This window comes from Cocleimonas flava (assembly GCF_004339015.1).
Lineage (GTDB): Bacteria > Pseudomonadota > Gammaproteobacteria > Thiotrichales > Thiotrichaceae > Cocleimonas > Cocleimonas flava.
Map to the genome: position 1 here is coordinate 535,119 of NZ_SMFQ01000004.1, position 13,032 is coordinate 548,150.

The 13,032-nt window shown below is 42.2% G+C and carries 11 protein-coding genes and 1 riboswitch; of the genes, 1 reads left to right on the plus strand and 10 read right to left on the minus strand.

The features are described from left to right. Window positions 1–70: 70 nt before the first annotated feature. From EV695_RS14200 to thiC, 6 genes are all read right to left on the minus strand, one after another. Window positions 71–304, minus strand: a complete 234-nt coding sequence (locus tag EV695_RS14200; protein ID WP_131906638.1) for a hypothetical protein — start codon at window positions 302–304, stop codon at window positions 71–73. A gap of 261 nt (window positions 305–565) precedes the next feature. Then, window positions 566–2,149, minus strand: a complete 1,584-nt coding sequence (thiE, locus tag EV695_RS14205) for a thiamine phosphate synthase (RefSeq protein ID WP_131906639.1) — start codon at window positions 2,147–2,149, stop codon at window positions 566–568. 81 nt (window positions 2,150–2,230) lie between these two features. Then, entirely contained in the window at window positions 2,231–3,079 is an 849-nt protein-coding gene (locus tag EV695_RS14210) for a thiazole synthase (protein WP_131906640.1), read from the minus strand. Between the two features lies 1 nt (window position 3,080). Then, a complete protein-coding gene (gene thiS, locus EV695_RS14215; protein WP_131906641.1) occupies window positions 3,081–3,287 on the minus strand; it encodes a sulfur carrier protein ThiS in 207 nt (68 codons plus the stop codon). After that, entirely contained in the window at window positions 3,284–4,408 is a 1,125-nt protein-coding gene (locus EV695_RS14220) for an FAD-dependent oxidoreductase (protein WP_131906642.1), read from the minus strand. Before EV695_RS14220 ends, thiS begins: the two co-directional genes overlap by 4 nt. 41 nt (window positions 4,409–4,449) lie before the next feature. After that, window positions 4,450–6,342 (minus strand): phosphomethylpyrimidine synthase ThiC, encoded by a 1,893-nt coding sequence (gene thiC, locus EV695_RS14225; RefSeq protein ID WP_131906643.1) that lies wholly within the window; start codon window positions 6,340–6,342, stop codon window positions 4,450–4,452. A gap of 69 nt (window positions 6,343–6,411) precedes the next feature. After that, window positions 6,412–6,550: riboswitch (TPP riboswitch) on the minus strand. A 207-nt stretch (window positions 6,551–6,757) separates the two neighbouring features. Between thiC and EV695_RS14230 the strand changes: the two genes are divergently transcribed. Continuing rightward, window positions 6,758–7,267, plus strand: coding sequence for a hypothetical protein (locus tag EV695_RS14230; RefSeq protein ID WP_131906644.1), 510 nt, complete (start codon window positions 6,758–6,760; stop codon window positions 7,265–7,267). Between the two features lie 159 nt (window positions 7,268–7,426). Here EV695_RS14230 and EV695_RS14235 read toward each other — a convergent pair whose 3' ends face one another. The 4 genes from EV695_RS14235 to glgA form a co-directional block, all read right to left on the minus strand. Continuing rightward, window positions 7,427–8,401: a glucokinase gene (locus EV695_RS14235; RefSeq protein WP_131906645.1), complete on the minus strand. Its 975-nt coding sequence runs from the start codon at window positions 8,399–8,401 to the stop codon at window positions 7,427–7,429. 181 nt (window positions 8,402–8,582) lie between these two features. Continuing rightward, a complete protein-coding gene (locus EV695_RS14240) occupies window positions 8,583–8,894 on the minus strand; it encodes an isoamylase early set domain-containing protein (protein ID WP_131906646.1) in 312 nt (103 codons plus the stop codon). A gap of 55 nt (window positions 8,895–8,949) precedes the next feature. Beyond that, window positions 8,950–11,442, minus strand: a complete 2,493-nt coding sequence (locus tag EV695_RS14245) for a glycogen/starch/alpha-glucan phosphorylase (RefSeq protein WP_131906647.1) — start codon at window positions 11,440–11,442, stop codon at window positions 8,950–8,952. Window positions 11,443–11,493: 51 nt separating this feature from the next. Then, window positions 11,494–12,957, minus strand: coding sequence for a glycogen synthase GlgA (gene glgA / locus EV695_RS14250; RefSeq protein ID WP_131906648.1), 1,464 nt, complete (start codon window positions 12,955–12,957; stop codon window positions 11,494–11,496). Between the last annotated feature and the right edge of the window lie 75 nt (window positions 12,958–13,032).

Here is a 13,032-nt window from a genome sequence, read left to right on the forward strand (position 1 = left end):
GTTTCTTAACCAGGTGCCGGGGGGATACCCTCAAGGGGTAATTCGGTGACTTGTAGTTGTGTCTTAACGACTAGTCATAGTCGTAATCAAAATCCCAATTCCAGTCGGTATCTTTCATCGCTTTTCTTTCGAAATAGTCTTCGATACGATGACGAGCGCTTCTCTTGGGTTTTGCACGATGTGATTTTCTAGACGTTTTATTATCGTTAAAATTCAGATCATAATCATTATCCGATACTTCTAAAAAGTCATCATCAAAGTCGTCGAAATCATCTTCATAATCGTGCTTCTGATTCTTAGCCATTTATCAATTCTCCAAAATAATAATTAACAGCTTATAAACCTCGATTTTTTAAACAGTACTTTTGTAATGTATGTACTGAAACTTCGAGATAAAATAATTGTTGCACTATTTATTGAGAATAAATAACAAAAAATATTGCTCAAATTGACAAGTGTTTTTGATCAATCGTTCTTGATCAATCGTTAATGCAATAACGAAATTAATACGTATGAAGCAGGTAGAAAGAATCTATAACCACCTGACAGCTTTATCAAACTGGCTTTAAACGTCCTCCCAAAGTTCGAGTAATTCTTCTGTCGCTAATTCGTAGTTTTCAGTTTTTATAATGGCGGAAATCATGGCGACTGATCCAATACCAGTCTGTTTTAATGCGGCTGCTCTTTGATAGTTGATACCACCTATGGCAACCAGCGGAAATTGCTTACCTAAGAGATTCACCCACTTTTCTACCGCAGTAACACCTTGTGGAATCCAGGGCATGATTTTACTGGTCGTTTCGTAGATTGGTCCCAACGCAATGTAACTAGGGTTTATTGCGAGTGTTCTGGCGACTTCGGTATAGCTATGCGTAGACACACCTAAACGACAACCCGATTGTGCGATGCTAGCCATATCAGCATCATCCAGATCTTCCTGCCCAAGATGAATGCCATAGGCTTGGTGTTTAACCGCCAACTGCCAATAATCATTGATAAACAAACGGACATTGTATTTCTTTGCGAGCTTAATAGCGGCAATAATATCCTCTTCCACATCATCAGGATGTTGATCTTTAATACGGAGTTGAATGGTTTTTATACCCAGCGGAATGAGTTTCTGTAGCCATTCAAGTGAATCAACAACGGGGTAAATTCCTAGTTTATTATTAGGTTCTTTGTTGCAAATAATATTACCAGAATTGGAATCAGAGACAGCATCGCAACAGGCAAAATTAAAATTCTTAGATAACATCTCTGCATGTTTCACCAGCTTCGGCATATCCATTAATTCAAACGGGTGATGTGTATCGTAATGAGAAAACTGTAATTTATACTGGTTGTTTTCGGTCAGGCTGGCATTACGAATGCCATTACTGATGAGTGCCTTGGCATAAACGATAGAATCATTAAGAGGAAATCCCAGACTTAATTGACAGGCAATAGCTGTCGCTAATGAGCAACCTGTACCGCGTACATTGCTTCTGTTTTTCCAGCGTTCGCCACTTAAGTAAAAGCTTTCTTCTTCACCTTTGATGTTGGCGCTTCCATCGACACTTACGAAGAGATCATTACTCTGATTCGTATCATTAGCGTTATACAAGTGACCACCTTTTACCAATACATTTTTTGCACCCAATGTAATTAATTGTTGTGCCGCTGTTGCTAAATCCTGCTCATTACTAATGGATATTCCGGTCAAGCTTTCTAACTCATCACTATTGGGAGTAATAAGTGTAATCAGAGGGAGTAAATCTGATAAGAATGCCTGCTTACCGGCTTCATCCATCAGTGCTCCGCCTGAACTACTAGCCAGTACTGGGTCGGCAATGACAAATGCTTTACGATGTTTGCTCTTTAATAATTGATTATTCGAAGCAATAAATTCGACTACTGCTTTAACCGCATCTGCATTGCCCAACATGCCGATTTTGATCACGGTAAATGGCTCAGACTTTATACTGTCCAACTGTGATTTTATTTGAGAATAAGCTAATACTCCCTGATCGAAGACCCCTTCACTATTTTGCGAAGTTACTGCACTAACCACACTACTCGCATTTACCCCAAGGTAATGCGCTACTTGCCAGTCGGTTTGTAAACCGGCACCGCTAGGATCAGTGCCACCTATTAAAAGTATTTTGCTCATTGAATCGTGTCTTGCTTAAGTTATTGATAGCGGTATTAAAACGATAGTACTAATAATTATTCAATTATCTAATGGCACTGTTTAGCCTTGGTGCCAAAACGGTGTGCCGATTGTTGGGGTACTGGGTGTTGCTGATTCGCGTGCTGGCATAATGCCGCTCTCGTATGCGGCACGCCCTGCACGGATGGCATCGGCAAACGCACTCGCCATAATCACAGGATTCACCGCTTCGGCTACGGCTGTATTTAATAAGACGCCATCAAACCCAAGTTCTAATGCCTGACAAGCATCAGAAGGTTTACCGATACCGGCATCGACCAATAAATTCACCTCTGGAAGGCGTTCGCGAATGATCTTAAGCGCATAAGGATTCATCAGGCCTTTTCCTGTGCCGATCGGTGATCCCCAAGGCATAATCACTTCACAACCCAGATCATGAAGTCGTTGGCAGAGGACTAAATCGTCGGTGCAATAAGGGAATACTTTAAACCCTTCTTTGATCAATATTTCTGTCGCTTCAAGCAAAGCAAAGGGATCAGGTTGCAGATTGTAATCATCACCTATCACTTCTAATTTAACCCAGTCTGTGTCGAAGATTTCGCGCGACATTTGCGCAATAGTGATAGCTTCCTGAGCGCTATGACAACCTGCTGTATTGGGCAATAAGTGGCAACCCAAGTCTTTAACAAAATCCCAGAAATATTCACCGCCGTTACTTTCTGGGGACTGTCTTCTCAATGACAGCGTAATGACTTCTGCTCCGGATGCTCTAATCGCCTGCTGCATAACCTCTGGTGAAGGATAAAGTGCCGAACCGATAAAGAAACGGCTACTTAATTCAACACCATAGACATTCCATGTACTTGATTGCTTATCAGAAAAAGCCTCTATAAGTGGGGGGGTGCCTTTGCAATTATTTAGTTGAGTCATGTTAGCCTCCACTGACAGGATTTAGGATATCGACCTTATCCAGATCATTTAAGAGTGTCTCTTCCCAGTGATCTCTAGAAACAAACACCTGATTAACCGCAACCCCTAACATACCATCACTTTTATAACCTAACTTGATCAGTGCCTGGCTAATGGTGAGACTCTTTTCAAATGTTTCTGCTTTATTGTTTATACTGACTTTTATCATAATATTTGACTTGCTTGATCGGGTGGATTTACTGGATTCATGGATAAAAATTGGGGAAAGCAGACATCCTCCTGCTCTCCAAATAAATGTGTTATCAGGTCGTTGACTAGTGCTGGGGCAAATAAATAACCGTGACGATATAAACCATTGATACGGACTAATCGTCCCTGCAGGGACACTTCAGGTAAATTATTATTAAATGTGGGACGAAGCCCTGAAAGCATATCGATAATATGTGCTTCGCCAAAACCCGGGTGCAAGCTGTAAAGCGCTGACAACAATTCCAAACCTGACCTTATCGTGATCGGTCCATCATTATCATTTTCTAATTGTGTTGCGCCGATGATGTAATGATGATCACCACGAGGAGCAATATACAAGGGGTATCGCGGATGCATCAGCCTAATGGCACGGGTAAAATTAACCTCAGGTGCATACACGCTAACCACTTCACCACGAACTGATCGAAGCTGTGTTAGATCTGCTCGCGCACCGTTGCCACGACAATCAAAAACGAAATCGAAAACACAATCGTTAAACCCATCGATGATTCCATAATTGGCAGATTCATCTAGGCTCACTTCCAATGACTCATGCCATTCAATCGCACTTGATTGGTCAAAATAATCATTTAATGCAGGGTAAAGTGTCTGGTTATTGATCACCCCTTCTTCAGGGAAAAATAGACCTTTACTAAAATTATGCGCTAATTCTGGCTCAAGCTTATGCAAGTTTTTTTGGTCTAATGCCTGCACATGTTTTTCGTCAATCATGGCGTTAGCCTTAATCTGAAACCGTTGCCAGCTAGCGTCGTCTTGAGTGTGCGAAACCACTAACGTTCCTTGCTGATTGAAACTCACTTTCTGATGGGTTGTGTTCTCTAAATCAACCAGCCATTTCGCCCATAACTCAAAAGACCTAACGCCTAAATGTTGCGTAATGGCTTCGGTTGTAACGGCTTCTGTAAAAGGAGCAATCATTGCTGCGGCAACTAGACCTGTGCCTTTATGATGGCGATCATGTTGGTCGATCAGGGTAATTTCTATATCCTGATTACATTCATTTAGCCGCCATGCCAATACACGACCTGCTAAACCCGCACCAATAATTGCTATTTTCATCTAAACGTTTAAACCTCAGAATTAGAAACTGGGACTAAGGATTAGCTATTAGCTTCATTAAAATCGGGCTTGTAAATTTCACTGCCCAACTTAACAAATTCAATCGACTTTTCCTGCATCCCTACTGCCGCAGCTTCCTGCTGTTTTGCATACTCACTGCCTGTACCGTATTGATCACGTACCTCTTGTGTGATCTTCATCGAACAGAACTTGGGTCCACACATAGAGCAGAAATGTGCCACTTTAGCGGACTCTTTAGGCAGGGTTGCATCGTGATAAGCGCGTGCAGTATCAGGGTCTAAACCGATATTAAACTGATCTTCCCAGCGGAATTCGAAACGCGCTTTAGACATCGCATCATCACGCACTTGTGAGTTTGGATGCCCTTTAGCTAAATCAGCCGCATGAGCTGCAATCTTGTAGGTGATAATCCCGGTTTTAACATCATCTTTATTGGGTAGTCCTAAATGCTCTTTAGGCGTCACGTAACACAACATCGCTGTGCCGTACCAACCGATTTGAGCCGCACCGATACCCGATGTGATGTGATCGTAACCCGGCGCAATATCAGTCACTAAAGGACCTAAGGTGTAAAAAGGCGCTTCGTAACAGTGATGCAGTTGCTCATCCATATTCGCTTTGATTTTATCCATAGGCACATGACCTGGGCCTTCGATCATCACTTGAACATCGTGTTTCCACGCCTTTTGAGTCAATTCACCCAGCGTTTTTAGTTCGCCAAACTGGGCTGCATCGTTTGCATCAGCGATAGAACCGGGGCGTAAACCATCACCCAGCGAAAACGTTACATCATAGGCTTTCATGATTTCACAGATGTCATCAAAGTGTGTGTAAAGGAAGTTTTCTTTGTGATGCGCCAAACACCATTTAGCCATGATAGAACCACCACGAGAAACGATGCCAGTCACACGATTAGCCGTTAATGGTACGTATTCAAGCAATACGCCTGCGTGAATTGTAAAGTAGCTCACACCCTGCTCCGCTTGCTCGATAAGTGTGTCGCGGAATAATTCCCAAGTCAGGTCTTCTGCAATCCCTTTTACTTTTTCCAAAGCCTGGTAGATTGGCACTGTACCGATAGGAACGGGAGAATTACGGATGATCCATTCGCGCGTTTCGTGAATATTTTTACCGGTCGATAAATCCATCACGGTATCGCCACCCCAGCGGGTAGACCACACCATCTTCTCAACTTCTTCGTCGATCGATGAGCCTAATGCGGAGTTACCGATATTCGCGTTGATTTTCACCAAAAAATTACGACCAATAATCATTGGCTCTAATTCTGGATGGTTGATATTCATCGGCATAACCGCACGCCCTTCTGCAATCTCTTTGCGCACGAATTCAGCTGTGATTTCTTTAGGCAATCCTTTTGCGGTCAATTCGGCAATTTGATCTTGCGGGATTGATGCACGTCCCAGATTTTCACGAATCGCAATGTACTCCATTTCCGGAGTAATGATGCCTTGGCGAGCGTAATGCATCTGCGATACGTTTTTGCCTTCTGCCGCAATACGTGGTTTTGGCTTGTTTTCAAAAGGCTCGATATCAAGCTCATCAATCAAACGTTGATTGGTAAAGTCCGAACTGAAGTTTTCTAATTGCACCGTATCGTTACGCGCATCTATCCAGTCTTTGCGAAACTTCGGTAAGCCTTTATTAAGATCAATATCAATTGAAGGATCGGTATAAGGACCCGATGTATCGTAAACACGAACCGGCTCATTTTCCTCATATTCTGCAGTATCGCCTGAACCACGCAATAAGGTCGGGCTCAACTCGATATGACGCATAGCGACTTTAAAGGTATTTGCTTCGTTGCTTACATAGATTTTTTTGGAACCAGAGAGTGGTTCACGAGTGACGCTAGTGACAATACTAGCGGGTATAGCTTTCGCAGTTTTAAGCATTCTTCCTCCAACAGTTTAATTAAAAAATTACCTGTCGGATTAGAAATTCACTGCCAATTTGGTAGTTGAAAATACTATCTTCTTGTTTCCTACGACGGTATGAACCGTATCAGGTGCAACGGGTAAAAATCTCAGCTCATCCCTCCATCATATTTTCCGTAAAGACTGAAAAATAATCATAAAGGGGTGAACACCCCGACAAGTGATACGGACATTAACAGCTCATACAAACCTCTGTCAAACTAATTATTGGGACAAATAATCTCATTTAGTGAAATATAAGTCGTTTTTCTTAGAATAATTCTTATTTCTTATTACTTATATGTTTGATTTTATTACAACTAAAAAGAGAGGCTATATTTTGAAAAAGCCGATAAGATGTGTGTAATTAATTGCTGGTTGCGAAAAAAAATTTATGAGTAATTCCAGAGATTCAGAGTCAAAGTCCACATTAAAAAAACACAGTGAAATTCCGCGAACACTGGGTTTTCTTATCGCATTCGTTGGTGTGTTTTTTCTTGTCGCAACCGTTTTCAGTTTAATAACTATTGTGGTTTTACAAGCCGCTTCTGGAGATACTGGCCCGCTATCATCCAAAGATAAATACACTATTGCGCTCTCTATCACTTCCCTGCTTACTGCCTTAGGAGCGCTTTATATCGGGATTAAACTGATAAAAAAATTAGACAGTGGTCGCAAGCTATTTAATATTTTTGGCCTTATCGTAATTGCTTTGGCCTGGGTCAAGTTCATGTACAAACAAAATGCGATAGAAAAAAGTTTTGCCAATATGCCGGCTGAGCTCGCGGCAAATGCCAAACAGATAGAGCTCGGTGATACCTTGACTGTATTTATTCTGCCGGTAATTTTGATTGTGGTGGCGTTATTATTGAATTTACCAAGGTCTAAAGCATCGTTGAAATAGGTGTGAATGACATATTTCAGCGCACAGTAAAAATGGCCCCCCCCCACCTTTGAGGCCTTTTTAGGGGGGGGGGGGGGGGGGGGTTAATTAGCTAACGTGTGAATCGTTTAGGGGTTTGAGTTTGAGTTTGGATTGGATTTTGAAGTAGAAGAAAGCACATCAATCAAAAACCTGACTGATACCCACCAAGGCAGGATGTTCAGACTTGATGACAAATACAGGAATCTCTTTTAAGTAATCCTTAAAACGGCCTTTGGATTCAAAACGCTCTCTAAAGAGAGAATTGTCAAAATAGCTGCCAAGCTTCGGAATTATCCCTCCACCGATATAAATGCCCCCTTTCGCTCCCAATGTTAAGGCAAGATTTCCTGCCACTACACCGAGTAAGCCACAGAAGACTTTCAACGTTTCCTCGCACTGTTTATCCGTTTGATCAAGCGCATATTGGGAGATATCTTTCGGGGTTAAATCCGGTTTCGGATCTACTTGATCAAGCTCACAGATAGCCAGATAGAGGCGTTGTAAGCCGCTACCGGAAATCAGCCGTTCTGCGGATACATGTTGAAATTCCTTCCAACACGTTTCTAGTATCTGACTCTCACGTTGAGTGGTTGGACTCAAGCTTACGTGGCCACCTTCTCCCGCTAATGGTAGCCATTCTTCACCCGAAAATATTAACCCCGCAACACCAAGGCCCGTACCAGGACCTAGAATACCAATTGGCGCATCCTGTTTGATTTCGCCGCTGCCTATTTGATGGCAATCTTCACGCGCTAAATGTGGAATCGACAGGGCCAGTGCTTCAAAATCATTCTTGAAGACTAAAGAATCGAGGGACAAGTGTTGCCGTGTTTGTTCAATCGAAAAGTCCCAATCGTGGTTTGTCATTTTAATGCGATCACCATCAATAGGATTAGCGATGGCTATCGCCGCTTCGAGTACTTGAGGGTTGTTAACCTGCTGCAAATAGTCCTTATAAGCTGATGCAAAATCAGGATAATCACCGACTGCCAGCACCTTTTCATTTTGAATAAACTTATTACTGGTTAGCAATGCAAAACGTGCATTGGTGCCACCGATATCGGCAATCACTCGCTTATTTGCGGGGAGCTTAGACTTTGCTTTTGCATTCATATTTCAAGATCCATAGCTTTACTCTTTACTCTTTACAACTAAAACAACTAACAATAAATGACACCCCCCTACTTTGGGGCTTTTTTTATTGGGAAGTGTCGATAGGGTTTTATTCGGTAAAACTCTGCCGACATTTCCATCACATTAATTCTAAAAATTTGCTTAGCGTTTACTTACTGCTTTAACAAAGCTGTACAACAGAATTTTCACCATCAATGCCATTAGGAATATATTTATCAGCTTCCCAATCATTTTCCCAAACACCTTGATCGTTTAGATAACGAAATTGATACTCAGGCTTAGCTAGGTCCAGTTCTACAGTTTGTGTGAAATCACCACTTTTAAGGCGCTTCATCGGTGTTGCTTTGTTATCCCATTGGTTAAACTCACCAACGATATACATCTTTTCAGCAGAATTAGCTGCATCTTTTCCAACACGAAATGTCACTTTACACACTGGTCGTGACTTCAGAAATTGTTTTTTGATACTCACAATTAACTCCATTTAATTAGATTAAAAAATAAACACTAACGAATGACAATATTAGCTACTTGATTTCAAGAGCGTCTAATTTCCAGATATCTCTATTGTAATCCTGCATGGTTCTATCGGTTGAGAAGAATCCACTGCAAGCGGTATTCATAACACTCATGCGTCCCCATTTTTCCTGATCCTGCCACGTTTTAGCGACTTCATTTTGCGCATCTACATAGCTTCTAAAATCAGCGAACGTCACCCATGGGTCATTACGATTATATAAACTCTGGATAATACTGTCGAAAATCCCTGGCTCATTGGCATTGAAATGCGCAGACTGAAGTAATTCCATCACTGCCTTCAAATCCTGATCCTGATTGATATAGTGCATAGGATCATAATTGCCTTGCAAGTCTTGTACTTCATTGGCTTTTAGACCAAACAAGAAGAAGTTTTCCTCGCCCACTTCATTAATTATTTCGATATTAGCACCATCATAAGTACCTATGGTCAAGGCGCCATTCATCATGAATTTCATATTGCCAGTTCCAGAAGCTTCTTTACCGGCGGTAGATATTTGCTCCGACAAATCAGCAGCTGGCGCGATGACTTCCATGGCGGTGACACCATAATTCGGGAAGAAAACCAGCTTTAACTTATCACCCACATCAGGGTCAGAGTTGATCACTTCAGCAATGTTATTGGTAAGCTTGATAATATCCTTAGCCAGGATATATCCCGGTGCAGCTTTGCCACCAATGAGTACACAGCGATTTGACCAGTTTTCGGTATTGCCCTGCTTTATTTGAATATACAGATGAATCACATGCAGTAAATTCAATAGTTGTCGCTTGTATTCATGGATACGTTTCACCTGAATATCAAACAATGAATCGGTATTAAATTTTACGCCGCAGAGCTGTTCGACTAAATCTGCCAGGCGTTGCTTATTGGATTGCTTTACCTGTTTAAATGCTTTGGCAAACGTTTTCTGTTTGGCTGCTGAAAGCTTTTTAATCTCGCTAATGTGCGAGAGATCGGTAATCCAGTCTTCACCAATGTGGCTAGAAATTAATTCCGTCATTTCAGGATTAGCGTGTGCTATCCAGCGTCTAGGCGTTACACCATTGGTTTTATTGGTAAATTTATCTGGCCATAATTCGTAAAAATCATGGAACAAACCTTCGCACAATAACTGTGAATGCAGTGCTGCAACACCATTTACCGAGAAACTTCCGACAATAGCAAGGTTAGCCATACGAACCTGTTTGTAGGGACCTTCTTCTATGATCGACATTCTTGCATGGCGTTCGGTATTACCCGGCCATTTCTGTTGCACAACGCGCATGAAGCGCGCATTGATTTCATAAATAATTTCCAATAATCGCGGCAACAGACTTTCAAACAAATGAACTGGCCACTTTTCAAGCGCTTCTGGCAATAACGTATGATTGGTATACGCCATGGTTTTAGTGGTGATGCTCCATGCGTCATCCCAGTTTAAGCACTTCTTATCCATCAGTATGCGCATCATTTCCGCCACTGAAATGGTTGGGTGTGTGTCATTCATCTGGAACACATTTTGTGCGACAAAATTTTCATAATTATTGCCGTGAATTGTCTCCCATTGACGGAAAACATCTTGAAGACTGGCTGAAGCCAGGAAGTATTGCTGTTTTAAGCGCAACTCTTTACCGTTTTCACTGGAATCATTCGGGTATAAAACCATCGTGATGTTTTCGGCATTGTTTTTTGCAGCCACCGCATCGGTGTAACTACCCGCATTAAATTCTTCAAGATCGAATTCATCCGTCGCAGAAGACTTCCATAAGCGCAAGGTATTAACGGTTTTGTTTTTATATCCGGAAATCGGTACATCAAAAGGAATCGCGAGCACATCATTGGTTTCAACCCAGCGAGCATGCAGATTATTATGCTCGTCACGATAAAACTCGGTATGCCCCCCAAACTTTACAGTTTGCGTATATTCTGGGCGTTCCAGCTCCCAGGGATTTCCGTCTCTTAACCAGTGATCAGGTCTCTCTTCTTGGCGACCATCGACAATGGCTTGTTTAAACATGCCGTATTCGTAACGAATACCATAACCTAATACGGGTAATTGCAAGGTTGCACAGCTATCCATAAAACACGCTGCCAGACGACCTAAGCCACCGTTACCTAGGCCTGCATCGGGTTCGATTGATTCAACGTCTTCTAGCTGCAAACAGAATTTTTCCATCGCTTCTCTGGAGCTTTCGGTCGCATCCAGATTGAGTAGATGGTTGCCCAGGGCTCTGCCCATGAGAAATTCCAATGACAGATAATAAGCGCGCCTGACATTTGGCTGGCGATAGGCTTCCCAGGTTTTGTACCAATTGGCGACAACCCTGTCTCGTAAGGTAAACGACAGTGCTTCATAAAAATAAAATGAGTGGCAACCTTGAGTACGACCAAGGTGATACGTTAGATATTTTTCAAAGCTTTCACTAATCGCCTTAGACGTATTTGGTAAAGATTTAATGTTAGTGGGTAAACAGGTTTCTAACTGTGCTTTTTCGATCATGTTTTTCTCATTAGTAAATAGTGGTGTCGCTATCTTGGCGTTTTAAACGGTTTAATTGTTGTAAATTTCTATATAAGCATCGGCGCTTTTTTCCCAGCTAAAGTCTTGCGTCATGGCATTTCGTTGCAGTTGTTGCCAGCTTTTCTTGTTTTCATACAATGAAAGCGCACGCTGAATAGTCTTAATTAATGCTGCTGTATTCGGCGCTTCTAACACAAAACCATTCGGTTTAAATGAAGACTCTTCATCATTCGCTTCGTCGGCATCGACGACAGTATCCGCAAGACCTCCAGTACGATTGACGATGGGTAAAGTGCCATAACTTAAGCTGTACATTTGATTGAGGCCACACGGCTCGAATCTGGAAGGCATTAGAAAGATGTCACAACCAGCTTCTAGCAGATGCGCTTTCTCTTCATCGTAACCGATAGTGACTAAGACCCGATCGGGGTATTTTTGGTTTAGCTGTTTCAACTGAGCTTCGATGTAGGCATGCCCTGTTCCGATAATGACTATACGCGCCGTGGTTTCATCAAGAATTGTAGGAATGGCTTCCAGCACCATATCAATGCCTTTTTGCTCGACCAGTCGGCTTACTAGCCCTAACAATGGTGCGTCTAGCTGTTCTTTTTCAGCCGTTACGCCATACGATTCGAGCAACGCTTTTTTGTTTTTTTGTTTGCCAGGGTTTCGTCGCTGCGCGGTGAAATTAAAAGGTATTAAGGTATCCGTCGAGGGATTCCAGACGTTTGTGTCGATGCCATTGAGAATTCCGGTTAATTTATAACTTCTCGACGAAAGTACGCCTTCGAGTCCATAACCAAATTCTGCGGTACAGATTTCTTTTGCATAAGTTGGGCTAACGGTTGTAACAGCATCGGAATAAACAATACCTGCCTTTAGCATCGATAAATTACCGTAAAATTCGACGCCTTCCATCGACCACCAGGCGCTGGGTAATCGAAGACGGTCATATTCATCCTTGGAAAAGCTACCGCTATAAGCCAGATTGTGTATAGTAAAAACACGACGCGGACGTTCCGGTTCGTGATCTAAAAATGCGGCAACTAAACCGGTTTGCCAATCGTTACAATGCACTACGTCGGCTTTCCAGCCTTGATCCAGTTTATCTAAACTTAGGGCTGCTACGGCTTGAGAAAACAATGTGAAGCGTTCTGCATTGTCGGGCCAATCATAGCCATTTGAATGACTGTATGGATTACCTTCCCGATCGAATAAGTGTTGAGCATCAACCAGCCAAATGGGCATTTTAAACTGCTCATGTGTTGCTTCTAATATGCGAACGTCTCTATTGCTTCCGCCGAGGTTAATGCTTAACCAACCTAGCGTCTTGAAAGAGTCTAGTTTGTTTAACACATCCCGATAGGCAGGAAGTACCAGACGAACATCGAGATTCTTTTCTTGTAGCGCATGCGGCAGGCTGTAAGAGACATCACCTAAGCCACCTGTTTTTATTAATGGCCACACTTCACTCGTCGCGAATAAAACCTTCACCTTAAAATCACCATTAACACATTCTCTTTATAAATATTCGTCATATCATTAACATTCAGACATTGTTTTGCTTTT